This window comes from Rhizobium sp. PRIMUS64 (genome assembly GCF_023006465.1).
In the GTDB taxonomy this organism is placed as follows: domain Bacteria; phylum Pseudomonadota; class Alphaproteobacteria; order Rhizobiales; family Rhizobiaceae; genus Rhizobium; species Rhizobium leguminosarum.
On record NZ_JALBGX010000053.1, the window covers coordinates 25,155 to 45,219 of the forward strand.

19 protein-coding genes and 1 pseudogene are annotated in these 20,065 nt (G+C 62.7%); 11 read left to right on the forward strand and 9 right to left on the reverse strand.

What is annotated here, in order from left to right; translation table 11 throughout:
* Positions 1 to 19 precede the first annotated feature (19 nt).
* The 3 genes from pyk (at position 20) to MOV76_RS20785 (ending at position 4,046) form a co-directional block, all read left to right on the forward strand.
* A complete protein-coding gene (pyk, locus tag MOV76_RS20775; protein ID WP_247265189.1) occupies positions 20 to 1,495 on the forward strand; it encodes a pyruvate kinase in 1,476 nt (491 codons plus the stop codon).
* Between the two features lie 251 nt (positions 1,496 to 1,746).
* Positions 1,747 to 3,270 (forward strand): FAD-dependent monooxygenase, encoded by a 1,524-nt coding sequence (locus MOV76_RS20780; protein WP_247265190.1) that lies wholly within the window; start codon positions 1,747 to 1,749, stop codon positions 3,268 to 3,270.
* A gap of 164 nt (positions 3,271 to 3,434) precedes the next feature.
* The gene (locus MOV76_RS20785) at positions 3,435 to 4,046 is read left to right on the forward strand and encodes a 2'-5' RNA ligase family protein (RefSeq protein WP_018449322.1); all 612 of its coding nucleotides are present in this window, start codon (positions 3,435 to 3,437) and stop codon (positions 4,044 to 4,046) included.
* A 37-nt stretch (positions 4,047 to 4,083) separates the two neighbouring features.
* On the opposite strand, the gene MOV76_RS20790 is transcribed toward MOV76_RS20785, so the two are convergent.
* Positions 4,084 to 4,485: a thioesterase family protein gene (locus MOV76_RS20790; protein ID WP_018245058.1), complete on the reverse strand. Its 402-nt coding sequence runs from the start codon at positions 4,483 to 4,485 to the stop codon at positions 4,084 to 4,086.
* A 283-nt stretch (positions 4,486 to 4,768) separates the two neighbouring features.
* On the opposite strand from MOV76_RS20790, the gene MOV76_RS20795 reads away from it, so the two are divergent.
* From MOV76_RS20795 to dxs, 5 genes and pseudogenes are all read left to right on the forward strand, one after another.
* On the forward strand, positions 4,769 to 5,704 hold the full coding sequence (locus tag MOV76_RS20795) for a histone deacetylase family protein (RefSeq protein WP_166480511.1): 936 nt from the start codon (positions 4,769 to 4,771) through the stop codon (positions 5,702 to 5,704).
* Between the two features lie 2 nt (positions 5,705 to 5,706).
* Positions 5,707 to 5,958 carry an exodeoxyribonuclease VII small subunit gene (locus MOV76_RS20800; RefSeq protein ID WP_003545921.1) on the forward strand — a complete coding sequence of 84 codons (252 nt, stop codon included), beginning with the start codon at positions 5,707 to 5,709 and terminating at the stop codon, positions 5,956 to 5,958.
* Positions 5,959 to 6,045: 87 nt separating this feature from the next.
* Positions 6,046 to 6,812 (forward strand): annotated as a pseudogene (locus MOV76_RS20805) (SDR family NAD(P)-dependent oxidoreductase).
* A 209-nt stretch (positions 6,813 to 7,021) separates the two neighbouring features.
* Positions 7,022 to 7,945 carry a pirin family protein gene (locus MOV76_RS20810; RefSeq protein ID WP_018449326.1) on the forward strand — a complete coding sequence of 308 codons (924 nt, stop codon included), beginning with the start codon at positions 7,022 to 7,024 and terminating at the stop codon, positions 7,943 to 7,945.
* 222 nt (positions 7,946 to 8,167) lie between these two features.
* On the forward strand, positions 8,168 to 10,084 hold the full coding sequence (gene dxs / locus MOV76_RS20815; protein ID WP_018449327.1) for a 1-deoxy-D-xylulose-5-phosphate synthase: 1,917 nt from the start codon (positions 8,168 to 8,170) through the stop codon (positions 10,082 to 10,084).
* 262 nt (positions 10,085 to 10,346) lie between these two features.
* Here the strand turns inward: dxs and MOV76_RS20820 are convergent, their stop codons facing one another.
* Positions 10,347 to 12,278: a methyl-accepting chemotaxis protein gene (locus tag MOV76_RS20820; protein WP_247265191.1), complete on the reverse strand. Its 1,932-nt coding sequence runs from the start codon at positions 12,276 to 12,278 to the stop codon at positions 10,347 to 10,349.
* Positions 12,279 to 12,712: 434 nt separating this feature from the next.
* Here MOV76_RS20820 and MOV76_RS20825 point away from each other — a divergent pair, with 434 nt between their 5' ends.
* Positions 12,713 to 13,588 (forward strand): transporter substrate-binding domain-containing protein, encoded by an 876-nt coding sequence (locus MOV76_RS20825; protein ID WP_168331423.1) that lies wholly within the window; start codon positions 12,713 to 12,715, stop codon positions 13,586 to 13,588.
* A gap of 33 nt (positions 13,589 to 13,621) precedes the next feature.
* On the opposite strand, the gene MOV76_RS20830 is transcribed toward MOV76_RS20825, so the two are convergent.
* From MOV76_RS20830 to MOV76_RS20850, 5 genes are all read right to left on the reverse strand, one after another.
* Entirely contained in the window at positions 13,622 to 14,035 is a 414-nt protein-coding gene (locus tag MOV76_RS20830) for a tellurite resistance TerB family protein (RefSeq protein WP_018072434.1), read from the reverse strand.
* A gap of 102 nt (positions 14,036 to 14,137) precedes the next feature.
* Positions 14,138 to 14,848, reverse strand: a complete 711-nt coding sequence (locus MOV76_RS20835) for a thermonuclease family protein (protein ID WP_247265192.1) — start codon at positions 14,846 to 14,848, stop codon at positions 14,138 to 14,140.
* Between the two features lie 11 nt (positions 14,849 to 14,859).
* Positions 14,860 to 15,522, reverse strand: a complete 663-nt coding sequence (locus MOV76_RS20840) for a helix-turn-helix transcriptional regulator (RefSeq protein WP_018244658.1) — start codon at positions 15,520 to 15,522, stop codon at positions 14,860 to 14,862.
* A 116-nt stretch (positions 15,523 to 15,638) separates the two neighbouring features.
* Positions 15,639 to 16,286: a response regulator transcription factor gene (locus tag MOV76_RS20845; protein ID WP_003545225.1), complete on the reverse strand. Its 648-nt coding sequence runs from the start codon at positions 16,284 to 16,286 to the stop codon at positions 15,639 to 15,641.
* A 91-nt stretch (positions 16,287 to 16,377) separates the two neighbouring features.
* The gene (locus tag MOV76_RS20850) at positions 16,378 to 16,776 is read right to left on the reverse strand and encodes a hypothetical protein (protein ID WP_047617687.1); all 399 of its coding nucleotides are present in this window, start codon (positions 16,774 to 16,776) and stop codon (positions 16,378 to 16,380) included.
* A 118-nt stretch (positions 16,777 to 16,894) separates the two neighbouring features.
* On the opposite strand from MOV76_RS20850, the gene MOV76_RS20855 reads away from it, so the two are divergent.
* Entirely contained in the window at positions 16,895 to 17,248 is a 354-nt protein-coding gene (locus MOV76_RS20855) for a DUF952 domain-containing protein (protein WP_168318798.1), read from the forward strand.
* Positions 17,245 to 18,333 carry a quinone-dependent dihydroorotate dehydrogenase gene (locus MOV76_RS20860; RefSeq protein WP_247265193.1) on the forward strand — a complete coding sequence of 363 codons (1,089 nt, stop codon included), beginning with the start codon at positions 17,245 to 17,247 and terminating at the stop codon, positions 18,331 to 18,333. The genes MOV76_RS20855 and MOV76_RS20860 overlap by 4 nt, the downstream gene beginning before the upstream one ends.
* On the opposite strand, the gene MOV76_RS20865 is transcribed toward MOV76_RS20860, so the two are convergent.
* On the reverse strand, positions 18,309 to 19,655 hold the full coding sequence (locus MOV76_RS20865; protein WP_247265194.1) for an MATE family efflux transporter: 1,347 nt from the start codon (positions 19,653 to 19,655) through the stop codon (positions 18,309 to 18,311). The two genes, MOV76_RS20860 and MOV76_RS20865, sit on opposite strands and share 25 nt — an antisense overlap.
* Before the next feature lie 83 nt (positions 19,656 to 19,738).
* Positions 19,739 to 20,065: CAP domain-containing protein (locus tag MOV76_RS20870; protein ID WP_247265195.1), on the reverse strand; the 327-nt coding region annotated here is incomplete at its 5' end.

Here is a 20,065-nt window from a genome sequence, read left to right on the forward strand (position 1 = left end):
CAAGCCTGAGGAAATTTCGATGCATCGCAATCGCAGGGCCAAGATCGTGGCGACTGTCGGGCCGGCAAGCGCGTCTCCCGACATGCTGAAGTCACTGTTCGAAGCGGGCGTCGACACGTTTCGCCTCAACTTCAGCCACGGCTCACACGAGGATCATGCAGCTGTCTTCAGATCGATCCGCGCCTTGGAAAGAGAAGCGGGAAGACCGATCGGTATCCTGCAGGACCTTCAGGGTCCGAAAATCCGTGTGGGGCGAATTCGAAACGGCGCAATTTCGGTTTCGAAAGGCGATCGGATCCGCTTCGTTCTAGGAACAGACGAGGGCATAGCGGATTCCATTCCGCTCCCTCATCGCGAGATATTCGCAGCCGTCAAACCGGGCGACGACCTGCTGATTGATGACGGTCGTGTCAGGGTTCGGATCGATGGCGTCGGAGCTGAAACGATAACGACGGAGGTCGTGGTCGGCGGGGTGATTTCCGACCGCAAGGGCGTCAATATTCCCGGGGCAATTCTCGATATCTCGCCTTTGACTGAGAAGGACAGGCGCGACTTGGAATTCGGGCTGGAACTCGGGGTCGACTGGGTCGCCCTCTCCTTCGTTCAGAAGGCCAGCGACATGATCGAGGCGCGCGCGCTCGTCAGTCAACGAGCCGGGCTGATCGCCAAGATCGAAAAACCTTCGGCTCTCGATCAGATCGACGATATCATTCGTCTCTCAGACGGCATCATGGTGGCGCGCGGCGATCTCGGCGTCGAAATTCCGCCAGAGGAGGTTCCCGGCCGTCAGAAGGAACTCATTCGCGCCTGCCGCCTTGCCGTCAAACCCGTCATTGTCGCCACCCAGATGCTGGATTCGATGGTGGCCGCGCCGACGCCGACACGGGCGGAAGCCTCCGACGTCGCCATGGCGATTTATGACGGAGCAGATGCCGTGATGCTGTCTGCCGAATCCGCGACTGGCAGATTTCCCCGCGAGACGGTGGAGATCATGGACCGCATCATCCGGAGTACCGAGGGCCACAAGCTCTACCGCTCGCTGATTGCCGCGTCGGAGCCGGACATCGAACCGTCACCGCCCCACGCCGTGGCGTCCGCCGCTGCCGACCTGGCAACCGCCATCAACGCGCCATTGATCGCGGCCTTTACATCCAGCGGCACAACCGCCGCCCGAATTGCCCGCAAGCGACCATCGTTGCCCATTCTTGCCATTACGCCTGACGAGCTGGTTTCCAGGCAACTTTGTCTTCTTTGGGGGGCTGTCAGTATCCATTCCAAGGAGATCGTTACCTACGAAGACACGATCGACTACGCCCGGCAGATGGCGAGCAGATCCGGATTATCCTCACCCCATGACAATATCGTGGTGGTTGCCGGCATCCCCTTCGGCCGACCGGGAACGACAAACAATTTGAGGGTGGTTCAATTGAAGGAGGAAGCACCGTCCGAGGCGGTGCTCGATCTGCACTCGCTTTCGGACCGCGCCGCGCCTTGAGAAATGACTGGCTCCAGGCGCGGATTGTTACAGACCCGTTGCCGATCGAGCCGCATGCCGATATGCTGCCGGTGTCGGAAAAGGCAGACTTGGTTTGGTAAGCCCAAGTCCTTCTGGAAACGGAAGCTCTGTCCCCTGCCCCAGGCATGAGACCCCGCGACGAACGTCGGACGCTGAAAGCGCCCACCGTTCGTCCGTGTGGTTGTCAGAATGACGAACTGCTCCGGTCGAACGACCATAAGGAGCCGTTCATGAATAATCGCCACCCAACGTCTTTTCTCTTCGATGTCGTGATTGCGGGCGCCGGGCCGGTCGGCTTGTTGCTGGCCTGCGAGCTCAGGCTTGCAGGTGTCTCCGTGCTGGTGCTGGAGCAGGCGGAAAGCCCGCACTCGCCGTTGAAAAAGCTGCCCTTCGGCATGCGCGGCCTGACGCTGCCGACGATTGAAGCGTTCTACAGGCGCGGCCTGCTCGATTCCCTTGAAGCGCCCGGGCGTCAGGCAAAGCCAGAGGGAAAACCGCGCAAGCAGGCCGGACACTTCGCCGGCATCCCCTTCGATTATGACAGGATCGATCCCTCGATGTGGGCCTACCGACTGCCGAGCCCCGCCGACAGCAATATGGCGGCAGAAATGGAACGGGTCGAGACCGTCCTTGCCGACCGCGCGCAGTCCATCGGCGTCGAGATCAGGCGGGGTGTGCGCGTCGAAGGCTTCGCACAATCAGCCGACGGGGTCACGATCCAAGCTGGAGATCAGAGTTTTGAGGGCCGTTGGCTGGTCGGCTGTGACGGTGGCCGCAGCGTGGTGCGCAAGCTGGGCGGCTTTTCCTTCGTCGGAACCGATCCCGAGTTTACCGGCTATTCCGTGCAGGTCGATCTGGCCGATCGGGAAAAGCTGAAGCTCGGCCGGCAGCTGACGCCGACCGGCATGTATTTCCAGACGCAGCCGGGCCATTTCGGCATGGTGGAGTTCGATGGCGGCGCATCTCACCGCACCGGACCGATCACGCTTGCGCATGTGCAAGCGGTGCTGCGGCGGATATCGCAGACCGATGTCACGCTGACCGCGCTGCACGTCGCCACCAGTTGGACCGACCGCGCCCAGCAGGCGACAGAATATCGGAGAGGCCGGGTGCTGCTTGCCGGGGATGCGGCCCATATTCATTCGCCGCTCGGCGGGCAAGGGCTCAATCTCGGACTTGGTGACGCCATGAACCTTGGATGGAAACTGGCCGCCACCGTCCGCGGTGAAGCGCCGGACGGACTGCTCGACAGCTATTTCAGCGAACGGCATCCGATCGGTGAACAGATTCTCGCCTGGTCGCGGGCGCAGGTCTCGATCATGCGGCCAAGCCCCCACGCCCGTGCGATGGAATCCATCATCCGCGATCTCATCGCCACCCGCGACGGGGCCACCTATTTCGCCGACCGGGTCTGGAATGCGTCGATGCGCTACGACCTCGGCGACGGCCACGCGCTGGCCGGCCGCAGCGCCTCCGACTTCGAATGGACCGACGGTACCAGGCTCGCCGCCCTGCTCGCCGACGGCACCGGTCTGCTGATCGACTTCGGCGACCGCGCACCGCTCCGGTCGATCGCACGCCGTTGGGGTGACCGGGTCAAATATGTCAGGGGCGACGTGAAGGACCGGCTGGGATTGACCGCCCTGCTCGTCCGTCCCGATGGAATTGTCGCCTGGGCCTGTGAGGGCGAGTCGAATCCTGAAGACGCTGTCGAAGCCGGATCGCGTTGGTTTGCTGTCCATGATGGCGGATAAGGTGCCGCCATCTTAACGAATGTCTCCAAGACTTCCATCACCATCGCGGATGCCTGGCAGGCGCCTGCCATCATTGGCGAGCGGTTTCGTGATGTGATAGCAAGACATGGGAATTGCACGCTCACGGCGCGGCGTGCCCGTGTTGGATAGAAGGACCTGCTGCTGTGATCCGCACGAAGGTCGATACGCTGTGGTTTAAGCAGTGCTGCGCGTTTCACCTGCAGTTTTTTCCCGATGGCGAAGCTCTGTCAAAGCTCTGCAACTTGCAGGACAGGATCGAGCGAGACAGCGATGCGCCGCTCTCACGCGTCCCGGCTAAGAGCCTGCACATGACGGTCGTCACCCTGGTCAACGCCGCGGCCCAATTCAGTATTCCAAACGATGAGGTCTGGAAGCTGAATGGGAAAAGATGGAAGGAAATCGTGGAGAGATTGGTCGAAGAGACCCCGCCATTTGAGCTCCATTTTCATGAGGTGGCTGCTTCGGAAGCCGCTATCTTCGTAAAGGCAGAGGAGCCGCCGGAATTGCGCAGGCTTCGTTCGGCCATTTCACATGCCATCTGCTTCGAACAGTGGCGTGCCACCCCGCCCCGAATAGCGCACATAACACTGTTCAGATTTTTTGCAGAAGACAGGCTACCAGCAGTCAACTTCGACGCAGGCTTATTGCCCAAGGCAATGAAGGTTGGATCCCTTAAATTGCTGGAAGAGCGCGTTTATCCAAGCGTCGAGATCAATATACTCAGCGAGCCACGCCTCCGAGGCAAAAGCACCTAGTGGCAATTCTGGCTGGTCGATCGGCTCTGCTTTGCCCCTAATCCAAAAACCGATAAAGCCAGTCGCGCGTTTCCTCCGGCAGCGAGGCCGGCGACTGGTCCTCGCGGGTGCGGGCCTGCCAGATGATCTCGACCTCGGCGGCACGCTCCTCCCCGGTGTCGATCGCAACGAGGAGGCCGATGGAATGCATGCCGATCTTGTCGACGGTGGCGGTGAAGGTTGCCAGCTCATCGTAGTGCAGCGGACGGTGCAGCATGCAGGAAACCTTGCTGGGGCTATAGACCGGTTCGTCATCGACATCGGGCCGTGAGGACCAGAAGCTCGCAAGAACGGACTCTGCATAGGAAATATAGGAGGCCAGAAACATCTGGCCGGTCATATCGACATCGCGAAACGGCACACGTATTTCCGCCACATCAGGACGTTTCGACTGACTCATCAACAGATCTGCCTTACAGAGTTCCCATGGCAACACTACTTCATAATAGCTTATATCGGAACTGGCTTAAGGATAAAATTACGCAATAGTTCAAAGTGTTACAGTGTCCTTCACGCACCGGAAAGGCGCGGCTCCGTTGCAATGGAGCTGTTCGACGGAAACGGCGTAACTGAGACAGTTGTGACAGGCGAACGGTTGGACGGCGGCAGAGCGCTTGTTGAAATCGACCGATGATGCCCCATCTGCTGTGGCACATGACATAAGCGACCGATAGAGTGTCTTCATGAGCACCCGTCTTTATGAACACCCGATCTTCCTGGAACATGTGACGCCCGCCGGCCATCCGGAGCGATCGGACAGGATCCGCGCCATCAATGTCGCGCTGGAACATCCGAATTTCGAGCGGCTGGAGCGCCGGCAGGCGCCGCAGGCGAACGAGGATGCGGTGCTGCTTGCCCATCCCGAAGAACATCTCATCGCCATCATGCGGGAGATTCCCGAGGAAGAGGGTGAGATCAACCAGATCGAAGCCGATACCTATGCCAGCAGCAAGAGCTTGCAGGCGGCGCTGACCGGCATCGGCGGGGCGATGGCGGCGGTCGACGACGTCTTTACCGGCCGGGCCGACAATGTCTTCGTCGCCGCCCGCCCGCCGGGGCACCATGCCGAGAAGATGACGGCGATGGGCTTCTGCTTCTTCAACAATGCGGCAATCGCCGCCCGGCATGCGCAGAAGACGCATGGCGCCGAGCGCATCGCCATCGTCGATTGGGACGTGCATCACGGCAACGGCACGCAGGATATCTTCTGGGACGATGCCTCGGTGCTGTTCTGCTCGACGCATCAGATGCCGCTTTATCCCGGCACCGGCGCCAAGGACGAGAAGGGTACGCACAACACCATCGTCAACGCGCCGCTTTCGCCGAATGTCGGCAGCGACCACTTCCGCGAGGCGTTCAAATCACGCGTGCTGCCCGCGCTTGACGATTTCCGGCCGGATCTCATCATCATCTCCGCCGGCTTCGACGCACATCACCGCGATCCGCTGGCGCAGATCAACCTGACCGGTGAGGATTTCGACTGGGCGACCGGGCGTGTGCTCGAACTGGCGGACCGGCACGCGAAGAACCGGGTCGTCAGCCTGCTCGAAGGCGGTTATGATCTCGAGGGACTCGCCGAATCGGCGGGCATGCATATTCTGAGAATGATGAAGGGTTGAGAATGACTGACAGCGCCAAGCCGGAGGTGTCCGGCCTTTCCTTCGAAAAGGCGGTCGCCGAACTCGAAAGCATCGTCGCCCGGCTGGAACGTGGCGATGTGGCGCTGGATGAATCAATCGAGATCTACGAGCGCGGCGAAGCGCTGAAGAAACATTGCGAGACGCTGCTTTCGGCCGCCGAGAACCGCATCGAGAAGATCAGGCTCGACCGCGCCGGCAAGCCGCAGGGTGTCGAGCCGCTGGACGGCGCCTGAGGCGCAGCAAACTCCCTTTCGAAGGCCTTGGCTATCGGCTTCAGACCGATCTATGATCCCCATCCAAAACGATGAGGGGACAAGGAAATGACGGACAGGTTGAAGGGCAAGGTCGCCATTATCTCAGGCGGCGCGACCGGCATGGGCGGTGCCGCCTCGAAGCTTTTTGCGGCGGAAGGCGCGCGCGTTGCGATCATCGACCGCAATGGTGATGCAGCAGCCGAGACCGTCCAAGCCATCCGTGATGCCGGCGGCGAGGCCGAATACTGGACGGCCGACGTCTCGGACGAAGCAGCCGTCATTGCCGCCGTCGCCGGTGTCGAAGAACGCTACGGCGCAGTGACCGTGCTTTTCAACCATGCCGGCACCATCGTCATCAAACCTTTCCTGGAAACGACGCTTCAGGAATGGGACTGGCTGCATGCCGTCAATGTGCGCTCGATGTTCCTGATGACCAAGGCCGTGCTGCCGAAGATGATTGAGAGCGGCGGCGGATCGATCGTCTGCACCTCGTCGATCTCGGCGGTCGCCGCCACGCCGATGGAAGTGCTTTACGACACGACCAAGGGTGCCGTGCATATGTTTGCCCGCGCCATCGCGGTGGAATTCCGTGACCGCAACATCCGCTGCAATGCCGTTTGCCCGGGCTTCATCCGCACGCCGCATGGCCTGCGCGAGGTGGCCGATCTGCAGGCGCTCGGCGTCGACGTTTCGGATGCCGCCATTGCCGCGCAGCAGGGGCGGATCGGCGAGCCCGAAGACGTGGCGCGGGCTGCCCTTTATCTCGCCAGCGATGAGTCGAGTTTCGTCAACGGCGCCCATCTCTTCGTCGATATGGCTTCACCGCAATCTGAGCCATCCGTGCGGCGCGCTTCAAAGTTAGGGCGTCCTTGGCACGTCCCGTTGGACGTGCGGCGCGCTAATTGCTATCCCTGGTCGATGCGCGACTGCCTCATTCCTTAAATCGAGGTCGATTTAAGGACAAATTATGCAGCAATTCAAAACTATAGCATCCTTTGTGCGTCTGAAAGACGCGCGGCACTGTAGTGATCGGAGATCCCTGATGTCCTTCTTTCCCGGTAAAGATCCCCTGCCCGGCGATGCCTTCGCCTGCGACGCGATCGAGAACCTGATCATCCCGCGCACCAGCGATATCGGCGGTTTTCAGGTGCGCCGCGCGCTTCCCAGTCGGCAGCGACGGCTGGTCGGGCCGTTCATCTTCTTCGACCGCATGGGGCCTGCGATCCTGAAGCCGGACGAGGCGCTCGACGTCAAGCCGCATCCGCATATCGGGCTGTCGACGGTCACCTATCTGTTCGACGGCGAGATCCGCCATCGCGACAGCCTCGGCACCGAAAAGGTCATCCGTCCCGGCGATATCAACCTGATGACGGCCGGCCGCGGCATCGTGCATTCCGAGCGCACCCCGGACAATCTGCGCGGCCATCCGCTGCTGATGTCGGGGCTGCAGACCTGGCTGGCGCTGCCCGACGACAAGGAGGAGATCGATCCTTCCTTCGCCCACACGGAAAAGTCCGCCATGCCGCTGATCGAGACAGCAGGCGTGCGCGGGCGCGTGGTCATCGGCTCGTTCGAAGGCATGACATCGCCCGTCGGCGTTTTCTCCGACACGCTCTATGTCGATCTCGACCTGCAGCCGGGCGCCAAATTTCCCTTCGGCGCGGGCCACGAGGAGCGCGCCGTCTATGTGCTGTCGGGCGAGGTCGTCATATCAGGCGACCGTTTCGCTGCCGACCAGCTGCTGGTCTTCCGGCCGGGTGATGCGATCACGTTGGAAGCCGGCCGCGATGGCTGTCACCTGATGCTCTTCGGAGGGGCAGCGCTCAATTCGAAACGTTATATCTGGTGGAATTTCGTGTCCTCCTCGAAGGAGCGGATCGAACAGGCCAAGGAGGAATGGCGCACCGGCCGGTTCGATATCGTTCCCGGTGACGAAGAGGAATTCGTGCCTTTGCCGGAAGGCTGAACGACACGAAATGAACGAAATAGACCAGGATATCCGCCTAAAACCGCTCACACTTTCCGGCACCATGCTTTAATAGTGGGAGCATGATGTTGCCCGAAAACCGCTCACACTTTTCGGCATCATGCTCTAAGGTGAAAAGCTTCGGTTCCTGAAATGCACTTGTTTTGCCGCAATCTAATCGAATAAAGCGGAACAAGGAAAAGCAAGAAAGAGCGCCCGCCCGTGACACAACTGCCGAAGACCCCCCTGCTCGACCAGGTCATCTATCCCGCCGACCTGCGCAAGCTCGAGGATCGCGACCTACCGCAGCTTGCCCGCGAAGTCCGGGACGAAATGATCGATGCAGTGTCGCGCACCGGCGGCCATCTGGGCGCCGGTCTCGGCGTCGTCGAATTGACGATCGCCATCCACAGCGTCTTCGACACACCTGATGATCGGCTGATCTTCGATGTCGGCCATCAATGTTATCCGCACAAGATTCTCACCGGCCGGCGTGACCGCATCCGGACGCTGCGCCAGGAAGACGGGCTGTCCGGCTTCACCCGTCGGGCGGAGAGCGAATATGATCCGTTCGGCGCCGCGCATTCCTCGACCTCGATCTCGGCCGGCCTCGGCATGGCGATTGCCGCCGACCTCGACAAATCAGACCGCCGCGTCATCGCCGTCATCGGCGACGGAGCGATGTCGGCCGGCATGGCCTATGAAGCGCTGAACAATGCCGGCGCCCTCGACGCCCGCCTCATCGTCATCCTCAACGACAACGATATGTCGATCGCGCCGCCGACGGGCGCAATGAGCGCCTATCTCGCCCGCCTCGCGTCGGGGCGCACCTATATGGGCTTCCGTGACTTCGGCAAGAAGCTGACGGCCTATCTCGGCAAGAATATCGACCGGGCGATCACCCGCGCCGTCGAGCATGCGCGCGGCTACGTCACCGGCGGCACGATGTTCGAGGAGATGGGCTTCTATCATATCGGCCCGATCGACGGGCATTCCTTCGACCACCTGCTGCCTGTGTTGCGCAACGTGCGCGACAATGGTCGCGGACCGGTGCTGATCCATGTCGTCACTCAGAAGGGCAAGGGCTATCCGCCGGCGGAAGCCGCGGCCGACAAATATCACGGCGTCAACAAGTTCGACGTCATCACCGGCGCCCAGGCAAGGGTCAAGCCGAATGCGCCGAGCTATACCAGCGTCTTTGCCGAAGCGCTGGTGCAGGAAGCCGCTCTCGACGATAAGATCGTCGGCATCACCGCCGCCATGCCTAATGGTACCGGCCTCGACAAGCTCGCCGAGGCCTTTCCGTCGCGCTGTTTCGACGTCGGTATTGCCGAACAGCATGCCGTCACTTTCGCTGCCGGCCTCGCGGCAGAAGGCTACAAGCCGTTCGCCGCCCTCTATTCCACGTTCCTGCAGCGCGCTTACGACCAGGTCGTGCATGACGTGGCGATCCAGGGACTGCCGGTGCGTTTCCCGATCGACCGCGCCGGCTTCGTCGGCGCCGACGGACCGACCCATGCCGGCTCCTTCGACACCGCCTTCCTCACCACCCTGCCTGGCTTCGTGGTGATGGCGGCGGCCGACGAGGCCGAACTCAAGCATATGGTGCGCACGGCTGTTGCCTATGATGGCGGGCCGATCTCGTTCCGCTATCCGCGCGGCGAAGGTGTCGGCGTCGACATGCCGGCGCGCGGCGAAATCCTGCAGATCGGCAAGGGCCGCATCGTCAAGGAAGGCACCAAGGTGGCGCTGCTCTCCTTCGGCACCCGGCTTGCCGATTGTCTGCTGGCCGCCGAGGATCTCGATGCTGCGGGGCTTTCGACGACGGTCGCCGATGCACGTTTCGCCAAGCCGCTCGACCACGACCTGATCCGCCAGCTTGCCCGCCACCACGAGATGGTGATCACCGTCGAGGAAGGCTCGATCGGCGGTTTCGGCAGCCATGTGATGCATTTCCTTGCCACCGAAGGCCTGCTCGACAACGGCCTGAAGCTGCGCTCGCTCGTCATGCCCGACATCTGGATGGAACAGGCCAAGCCCGAAGCCATGAACGCCCACGCCGGCCTCGACCGCGCCGGCATCGTCTCGACGGTGTTCAGGGCGCTGGGACGTGGCGTTGCGGTTGGGGTTGCGGGATAAGATTATGTGAGGGCGTGCCGTGTGAGGGCCCCTCATCCGCCTGCCGGCACCTTCTCCCCGTAAACGGGGCGAAGGGGACCTGTCGCGGCCCTCTCCGTTCCCCACCAACCTCTCGCAGGGCACGTCCCCTCGCCCCGCGAGCGGGGAGAGGGTTAGGGTGAGGGGCAGCCACTTGCTCCCACTTATGCCGTTCCGCCCAATAAAAAAGGGCGGCGCATCACTGCACCGCCCTCTTCATTTAACGTCCCTGCGAAGGGCCCTCTCAGAACTCCGTCCATTCCTCCTGAACGGTAGCCGTAGCGGCTGCCTGTCTTCCGCCGAAGGCCTTGGCGACGGTGCGGGTCAGGGCGTGGGCTGGTGAGGCGACCGGACGGGCGTTAGTGCCAGCTACGGCAGCGCGCGGCGCCGGGGCCGCCTGGCCGAGCTTGAACTGGCGCAGCAGCTCGTCGAGGGCGTTTGCCTCCTGGGCGAGCGCATGGCTGGCCGCGGTCTGTTCCTCGACCATGGCCGCGTTCTGCTGCGTACCCTGGTCCATGTTGTTGACGGCGGTGTTGATCTCCTGCAGGCCGATCGACTGTTCGCGGGTGGCGGTGACGATGGCGTTGACGTGGTGGTTGATCTCCTGCACCTCGGAGACGATGACCTCCAGCGCCTTGCCGGTCTCGCCGACGAGGCCGACACCGGCAACGACCTGTTCGCCCGATGTGGTGATCAGCGCCTTGATCTCCTTGGCCGCCTTGGCCGAGCGCTGGGCGAGCTCGCGCACTTCCTGGGCGACGACCGCAAAACCCTTGCCGGCTTCACCGGCGCGGGCAGCTTCGACGCCGGCGTTGAGCGCCAGCAGGTTGGTCTGGAAGGCGATGTCGTCGATGACACCGATGATGTTGGAGATTTCGCCCGAGGATTTCTCGATCTGCTGCATGGCGGAGACCGCCTTGCGGACGATCTCGCCCGATTTCTCGGCGCCGAGGCGGGTACGGGCGACGAGCTGGCTCGCTTCCTCGGTCCGCTTGGCGGCGTCGCGCACCGTCGTCGTGATCTCCTCCAGCGCCGCTGCCGTTTCTTCGACGGAGGCAGATTGCTGTTCCGTCCGCTGCGAAAGTTGGTCTGCGGAAGAGCGGATTTCATTGGCGCCGGCGCCGATCGCCCGGGCATTGGCGCCGACCGTATGCAGGGTTTCGTTGAGCTTCTCGACCGAGTTGTTGAAATCCGCACGCAGCGCATCGAGATGCGCGACGAAGGGTTCGTCGATATGCGAGGCGAGATCGCCGGCGGCAAGGCTGCGCAGGCCGTCGCCGAGTGCGGTGACGGCGCGTTCCAGTTCGGATGCTTCGCGGACCTTCTGCGCTTCGCGTTCGCGGCGCTCGCTGTCGCTGACGTTGCGGTCGGCTTCGGCGCGTGCCTCGATTTGGGCCCGCTCGATCGCATTGTCACGGAAGACCAAAACGGCCTTTGCCATCTGTCCGACTTCGTCGCCGCGGTCGAGGCCGCTGACATCGCTTGTTGTGTCACCCTCGGCAAGCCGCGTCATGCGCTGGCGCAGCTGTGCCATCGGGCCGGCGATGCCTATCTGCGCGACGAAAACGCTGAAGCCGACGGCGGCGAGAACGGCGATGCCGATCAGCACGAAACAGAAGACGATCCGCCCGTTGACGGAAGCCGAGAGCGCGTCGCCGCCATCGTTGAGCATCGTCATCATCGCATCATTGTTGGCGATCATTTTCGGCGTCAGCGCATTGAGCTTGGCATTGATCAGGGCAACATTCGAAAGCGCGCCGGCGCTGTCCTTGGCTTTGCTCTGTTCGGTGATCTTGTTTGCCAGGGTTTCGATCTCATCGATTCCGGCCTGGATTTCATCGATCGCCGGTTTGCGGCTGGGCACCAGCGCCAGAGCCTGCTTCATGCGGTCACGCGCCTGCGGCAGCTTGCTCGGTGTGGCGAGCGCCGTCTGGAATGCCGGCGTATCGGGCTTCATGTCGGCAAGCAGGGTGACCTGCAACACCGAGGCCACCGCCGATGCGCTGGCGCGCGCGCTCAGCATCGAGGCCTGCGCCTCATGATCGATGAAGGCGCTGTAGGCCGCATCCGCGCGGCGGAACTCGGAGATGACATAGATCAGCCCGGCCATGGTGATCAGCCCGAGCAGCGCCACGACCGATATGATTTTTGTGCGGATTTTCAGATGTTTCAGCATGGAAATGTCACCCGATTGACGGGGCGTGTTGCGCGCCCGGTGCTTTTGAAATCAATTGTTGCAGAAAAACGCTGCTTCAATATTGCGGTTTAGGGATTACGTTTGGGCTGACGCTTGCATCATGCGATCGGCTGGCGGGGTCCGATGTCGTCGCGACAAATAAAGGCGATATTCTTTAATTCCGCGCTAACAGAGGGCCGCGGATGACTGTGATTTTTAGGGGCTGAATTGTCGTCTCGGGTGCGTTGCCACGGCTGTCGGTCCACGCCGATGGCTGCCCACAGCCTAACCCTCTCCGCGTAAAAAACGGGGCGAGGGGACGTGCCCTCAGCACGATCCGGCTCACCTCCACGCATATTCCCCACCACGCATGACTCTGATACATCTCGCCGACGCCGCAATGCTTCGCGCTCAACCCAGAGACCAAGATCACGATGATGCAATCCAAGCTAGCATCCCTGACTCTGAAGGGTTCTCTCGCGTTCGGCCTGTTTCTCGGCGTGCTTCTTTCGAGTTTTTCCGCATCCGCCCAGCAGGCGTCCCCCTCGCTGCCGCTGCTCTTCGATGCACGCGAACGTCTTGCGAGGCCCGATCTCTCCTCGCTGGTGCGCTTGCGCTTCCTGACGTCGGTCGATTTCCCGCCCTTCAATTTCACCGATCAGAACGGCAAGCTCTCCGGCTTCAATGTCGACCTCGCCCGCGAAATCTGCAGCGAGTTGGAGATTTCAGACAAGTGCCAGATCCAGGCACTCCCCTTCGCCGACCTCAGGGACGCGCTCGCCGCCTCGCAGGGCGATGCCGTCATCGCTGGTTTTGCCGTGACCCCGGAGTTGCGCCGGCAATTCGTCTTTTCCAGACCTTACCTGATGCTGCCGGCGCGCTTCGTGCGCAATCTCGCCGTGCCGCTCGACGGAAAGACCGCTGCCGCCCTGTCGAAACATCCGGTCGGTGTGGTCAGGGGTACGGTGCACGAGGCGATGCTGGCAGCCTTCTTCCCGGCGATCAAGGCCGAGCCATTCGACACAAAGGACGCTCTGCTGGCGGCGCTCAGGGATCGCAAGGTCGATGCCGCCTTTGCCGATGCGCTGCAGCTTTCCTTCTGGGTCTCTTCGCCGGCCTCGGCAAAATGCTGCGCGCTGTTCGACGGTCCCTATCTCTCCGAGCAATTTCTCGGCGAGGGCATGACGATCATGCTGCGGCAGAAAGACAGTGTGCTGACATCCGCCATCGACCACGCGCTCGCCACGCTGTCGCGCAACGGCCGCCTCCAGGAAATCTATCTGCGCTACTTTCCCTACGGGCTCTATTGAAGCCGCTAAAAGACGCGAGACGCGCTTTAGCCCCTAGCCCTTGCGGAACCGGGCAATCGCACTGCGCTCGATTGCCGCGCAGGTGAGCTTGTCGAGGCCGAGCCGGTCGCGCAGCAGGCTGAGCAGCCGCAACTCCTCCGCCTTGACCGAGAGATCGGCCGATGCCACCTCGACGGCCAGCGCATAGGCCGTGTCGTAAAGTTTTGCGGGCAGGGTGTCGCGCACGGTTTCGAGCACGACGTCGAGGCCCTCCGGCCCGGCGAGCAGCGAGGCGCAGTCGCGCGCCACCGCAATCAGCTTGTCGTCATCGAAATCCCGGAAAACAGGCAGGAATCCGATCAGTTGGCCGATCCTTTCCAGTTCCCTGTCGTTCATCGTGCTGTCGACGGCGGATGCCATCACCATCACGTAGATCAGCGCATCATGGGCGGAAAGCGGCTTATTCATCTCTGATTCCTTTTTCGATCAGCCCAGATTAGGAATTGGCGACAGCCATTACAAGGGATCGGCCCGATCCGGGCTGTCCGATCGCTTGCCAAGGCTGCCGGTTCATTTGCGGCGCGGATCGTCGCCGTAAATGCCTTTTCTGGCCTGCCTGGCCGTCTCGGCGATCTCCGTAAGCGGCGAACCCGCCGCTGCTTCCGCCCAGCCGTTTTCGGCAAGCCATGAGCCGAGATCCTGTGTGCCGAGCCGGCAGGCAGTCGTCGCCGTTTCCTTCCATTCCGCACTCTCGAGGTCGCAGGCGACGCTGCGGTTGCGCAACAGCAGGCGCAACGCCGTCTTCGCCATCATGCCGCAGGGCCATTGCCGGTCCGCCGGCCCGCAAATCCTGTCGACCGGCGTCGGCACGATGCCGGCAAGCTGAAGCCTCCGCTCGCCAAAGGAAAGGATGCCGGCATTGTCGACCGCCGGCCGCGCCAGCTCCATCGCCCTTTTCGTCGTCGGACCTCCCGTCTTCCCGGTCGCCGTCTCCGCTTGTTGCGGCAGATCGGCCGGTTTGGATGTCACCCCGTCGCCCGGGTCTGGAGCGGGTGGGGCCGCCGGTTCGACCGAGCGAGCAATCATTTCGGCACGGTCGTCCGACATCGTCGCGGGCTTGCCGGCGTCCGGGGCAGCATTCGCCGGTGCGGTTTCCGTCTCCCCTGCGGACGCCGTTTCTTCGTCGGCCGTGCCGCCACCAAGCCTTGCTTCGCCCGCCATCAGCAGGCCGACCACCACTACCATCCCCGTGATACCTGTAATGAAGGCGGCAGGGCGCATGGAATATCTTCCTATTGGCTGGCCCAGATGATGCGGGCGATCCAGGCGACGTCGGAAAGCTCGAGGATGCGGTTGGGATGTTCGGGATTGAGCGACATCAGCTCGATCGATCGCGGGCTCTGGCGCAGCAGCACCTTGGCCATCACCTCGCCCTCGTTTGTGCGCACGACGACGCGGTCGTTGCGGCGCACCTGCGCCCCCGGCTCGACGATCAACACATCGCCGTCGCGGTAGAGCGGCATCATGCTCTCGCCCTGCACCTCCAGCGCATAGACGCCCGATTTCTGTGCCGGGGCCGCCGGAAATTCCACCACGTCCCAGCCCTGGCCGGCCGGAAAACCGCCATCGTCGAAGAAGCCGCCCGCGCCCGCCTGCGCGAAGCCGAGCAGCGGAATGGAGCCGCCTCGCTGAGGAAATGCGCCTTCCTGCTGTCCCGAGCCGGCATCCGGCCGCATGAAGGCCATAAACTGCTCCATGCTCGCGCCTGTGGCGTCGAGCACCTTGGCGATCGATTCCGTCGAGGGCCAGCGCAGGCGCCCATCGGCGGAAAGCCGTTTCGATTTGTTGAAGGAGGTCGGGTCGAGGCCGGCGCGGCGCGCAAGTCCGGATGGCGTCAGCTCGTGCCGTTCGGCAAGCCTGTCGAGCGCTTCCCAGATCTGGTCGTGTGACAGCATGCGCGATTCCGTCGCGGCTCATTCAACGCCGCGCTCCAACCCGGCGGAATATTAACCGACCGCGCCGCCTGAGTAAAGATAGAAGAGGAATAAAATCCTGTTATGGCATGCTGCGCTCAGGCGACCATCGCCATGTTGATCTTGCCGAGCTGGATCACCGCCTGCGTCCGGCTGTCGACATCGAGTTTCAACAGGATCGCCGAGACATGCGCCTTGATCGTCGCCTCGGAGACGCCGAGCTCGTAGGCGATCTGCTTGTTCAGCAGCCCCTCGCCAAGCATGGTCAGCACCCGGCTCTGCTGCGGCGTCAGCGTATGCAGGCGGTGGATCAGGTCGGCGACATCGGGATCCTGCTCCTGGCCGTCGCGATAGCTTTCCGGCGTGGCGATGTCGCCGGCAAGCACCGTCTGGATGCTGCGGCGAATATCCTCGATGCCGGAGGATTTCGAAATGAAGCCGGAAGCGCCGAGTTCCAGCGCCCGGCGGATCGTCGTCGCGTCATCGGTTGCCGAGACAATGACGATTGGCAGGCTGGCAAATTCTGAGCGCAGCGCCATCAGGCCGGAAAAGCCGCTGACCCCGGGCATGGCGAGGTCGAGCAACATCAAGTCGGCGTCCGCATGGGCGCCTGCCGCTCTGCGTGCGGCAGCGAAATCGCCGGCCTCGACGATCGACTGCCGGCCTTCCATGCCGATCACTGCCTGGCGCAGCGCGTCGCGGAAAAGCGGATGATCGTCCGCAATGATGATGGTCTGTTCCTGCATCGAAAACTCCCTCCCAAGAGCCCGATCATGCCTTGCATGCGACGCCATCCCTCCGCGTTGCATGCCAGCTTGCTGACATGACTATATCAGATCAGGTCTTCTGCGGAAGGGGATTGGTGTTTTCCTCAGCCTGGAACTCCTTCACCATCCCCATGAAACTCTTCATCATCCGCTCCATGATGCTGATCGAACGGTCGACCTCGGCGTCGCTCGGCAGCGCGCGCTGGGCGACATTGCCCTGTTCGAGCGCCGTCACCCGCTTTGCCAGCCGGTCGAGTTCGTCCTCATAGGCCGCCCGCTCGTCGGCTGCCATCCGGCAGACGAGGGCGCCGTCCTTGTCCTGGCAGATCGACATGGCCCCGGTCTGCCGGTCGAGCCGGACGAAATGATCGCCGCTCTTCTCCAGCTGGAAGCGGCCGGCATCGGGTTCGGCCGCCGCGGCCGCCAACGGCATGAGAAAAACGCCAAGCGTCAGAATCAAAACCTTCATCGTCTCATCCTCCGGATTTTGCTTGTGGCGGTCCCGTTTTTCGCGCCGGGGCGTGGACATCGCCGCCTCTTTCCGGCAAAGCCCTCGTGACCAAGGAACAGCCCATCGTGAGGCCATGATGACCCTGACACCGACCCTTTACAAGATCGTGACGGAAACGCTCTGGCAGCAAGCCAGACAAACCGGCATTTTTCATGGCGCCGGCATCGATCTCCAAGATGGCTTCATCCATTTCTCGACGGCGGACCAGGTGAAGCAGACCGCTGCCCTGCACTTTGCCGGCCAGTCCGGCCTGCTGCTGATTGCCGTCGATGGCCGCGGCTTTGGCGACAAGCTGGTCTTTGAGCCCTCGCGCGGCGGCGATCTCTTCCCACATCTCTACGCCGACCTGCCGCTTGCAACCGTGCTCTGGGAGGCGCCGCTGCCTCTCGACGAAGTCAGCGCCCATATTTTCCCGGAGCTGCAGCCATGATCGACCCCTTCAAGCGTCTCGCCCGCAAGGGTCTCTTCCTGTTCGATCCGGAAACGGCGCACGGCATGTCGATCGCCGCCTTGAAATCCGGCCTCGTGCCCGCCTGCCAGCTCACGCCCGATCCGCGCCTGCGCCAGACCGTTGCCGGCCTTACCTTCGAAAATCCGCTCGGCATGGCCGCCGGCTACGACAAGAATGCCGAGGTGCCGGAGGCGCTGCTGAAGCTCGGCTTCGGCTTTACCGAGATCGGCACGGTGACGCCGAAGCCGCAATCCGGCAATCCGCGCCCGCGCATCTTCCGCCTGGTGGAGGATGAAGGCGTCATCAACCGTCTCGGCTTCAACAATGAAGGCCATGATGCCGCCTTCGGGCGCCTCGCCGCGCTAAGCGGCGGTGGCATGATCGGCGTCAATATCGGCGCCAACAAGGACAGCGAGGATCGCATCGCCGACTATGTCGCCGGCATCCGCCGCTTTTATTCCGTCGCACGCTATTTCACCGCCAACATCTCCTCGCCGAACACCCCCGGCCTGCGCGACCTGCAGGGGCGCGAAAGCCTTGCGGTACTGCTGTCCGCAGTGCTCACGGCGCGCGATGAGATGACGGCGACATCCGGCCGGAAGATCCCGGTCTTTCTGAAGATCGCGCCTGATCTGACCGAGGAAGGCATGGACGATATCGCCGCGGAAGTGCTCTCGCATGCGCTGGATGGTCTGATCGTCTCCAACACCACGCTGTCGCGCGATGGCCTCAAGGATCAGCGGCAGGCGAAGGAGGCGGGCGGCCTTTCCGGCGTGCCGCTATTCGAAAAGTCGACGGCCGTGCTCGCCAGGATGCGCAAGCGCGTCGGCCCTGATCTGCCGATCATCGGCGTCGGTGGCGTCTCGTCGGCCGAGACGGCGCTGGAGAAGATCAGGGCGGGTGCCGATCTGGTCCAGCTCTATTCCTGTATGGTCTATGAAGGCCCCGGCTTGGCCGGCGATATCGTCCGCGGCCTCTCGAAACTGCTGGACCGCGAAAAAGCCGCCTCGATCCGCGACCTGCGCGATACCCGGCTGGATTATTGGGCGGCGCGGAAGGTCTGATCGGCCCTCGACCGCACCAGCATCGCCAGGAAGATGCCGCGGAAGAGCAGGAAGGCATTCATCGCCAACCACAGGCCGTGATTGCCGAAGAGCGGCACGAAGACCGCGAGCATCAAGAGATAGCCGGCAAAAGATATCAGCATCCGGTTGCGCATGTCGGCCGACCACGTGGCGCCGATGAAGACCCCGTCCATCAGGAAGGCGAGCGCGCCGGTCAGTCCCGTCACCGCCGCCCAGGGCAGATAGGTTTCGGCCGCCTGCCGTACCTCCGGTGAGGTCGTCAGCACCGAGATCAGCCAGGGTCCGGCGAGGAAGAAGAAGGCGGAGCCGATCGCCGCCAGTCCGAAGGACCACAAGGTCGTCAGCTTCAGCCCGCGGTCGAAGGCCGGCCGGTAATGTGCGCCGATTGCCCGGCCAATGATCTGTTCGGCGGCATTGGCAAGCCCGTCGAGATAATAGCCTGATAGCAGGAAGAAATTCATCACCACGGCATTGGCGGCAAGCGTCACCGCGCCGAAGCTGGTGCCGATCCGCGTCATGATGGTGAAGGCGCCGATCAGCACGAAGGTGCGGATCAGGATGTCGCGATTGAGCGCAAAAAGCTCGGCCAGCCGGTGCCGGGAAAAGACCTCGGACCATGCCGGCCGCGCTGCCTTGCCGAAGCCGCGCAGCACGATGAAAAGCCCGGCGAGCGCGCCGACGGTTTCGCCGGCCATCGTTCCCCAGGCGACCCCCGCCACGCCCCAATCGAGCGTCAGGCCGAGATAGATCGAAAGCAGGATGTTGATGCCGTTGATGATGGCCTGCAGCAGCAGTCCGATATTGCCCTGTCCGCGCCCGAGCACGAAGCCGAGGATGGCGTAATTCGCCAGCGCCGCCGGTGCTGCCAGCATGCGGATCGAGAAATAGGTGCCGGTTGCCTCGGCGATCGCTCCTTCCGCCCCCATCAACCTCAACCCCGCCGCCATCAGCAGCGGCGAAAGACAGAGCAACGCCAGTCCGCAGCCGAGCGCCGAAATCATCGCCCTGGAGAAGACCGCCTGCTGCTCGTGCTGATCCCGCCGGCCATAGGCCCGCGCCGTCAGGCCTGTGGTCGAAGCGCGCAGGAAGTTGAAGCTGCCGAGGATCAGATCGAAGAGCATGGCGCCGATCGCCAGCCCGGCCAGCGCTTCCGCATTGCCCATACGGCCGACCACGGCGGTGTTCGTCAGCCCGAGCAGCGGCGTCGTCATGAAGCCGAGCGTCATCGGAATGGCGATCGCCAGCACCAGCCGGTGCGTCACGTCAAAAGCAAGCGCGTTGTGATTGCTGCGTGTATCCATGCCGGCCTCGTCGCGGCAGCGCCAAGCGTCGTTAGACGCGCAAAAGACGCTGCATCACTTGAACTGCTGCAGGCGGAATCACCTCAGCTGGAAAGCACCATGGCCCAATAGGGCAGGTTCCTGGAAGATGTATTATGGGCGACGGCGACGCCAAGGCCGTCATAACGTCCAAGCATGTTTTCCAGGTGATGCGGCGAGTTGATCCAGGCCGTCACCACGGCATCGACGCTCTGCTGGCCGGAGGCGATGTTTTCGGCCGCCGGTAGCCGCACGCCGCTCGCCTTGACGCGCGCGCCGAAACTGTCGGTCATCCCCATCAGATGTGCCATCTTGCCGGCGCTCGCCATGCGTTTCGCCTGGAACAGGGCGGCAGTGCTCGCCGCCGGATCGGCGGCAAGCGGCGGCAGGCC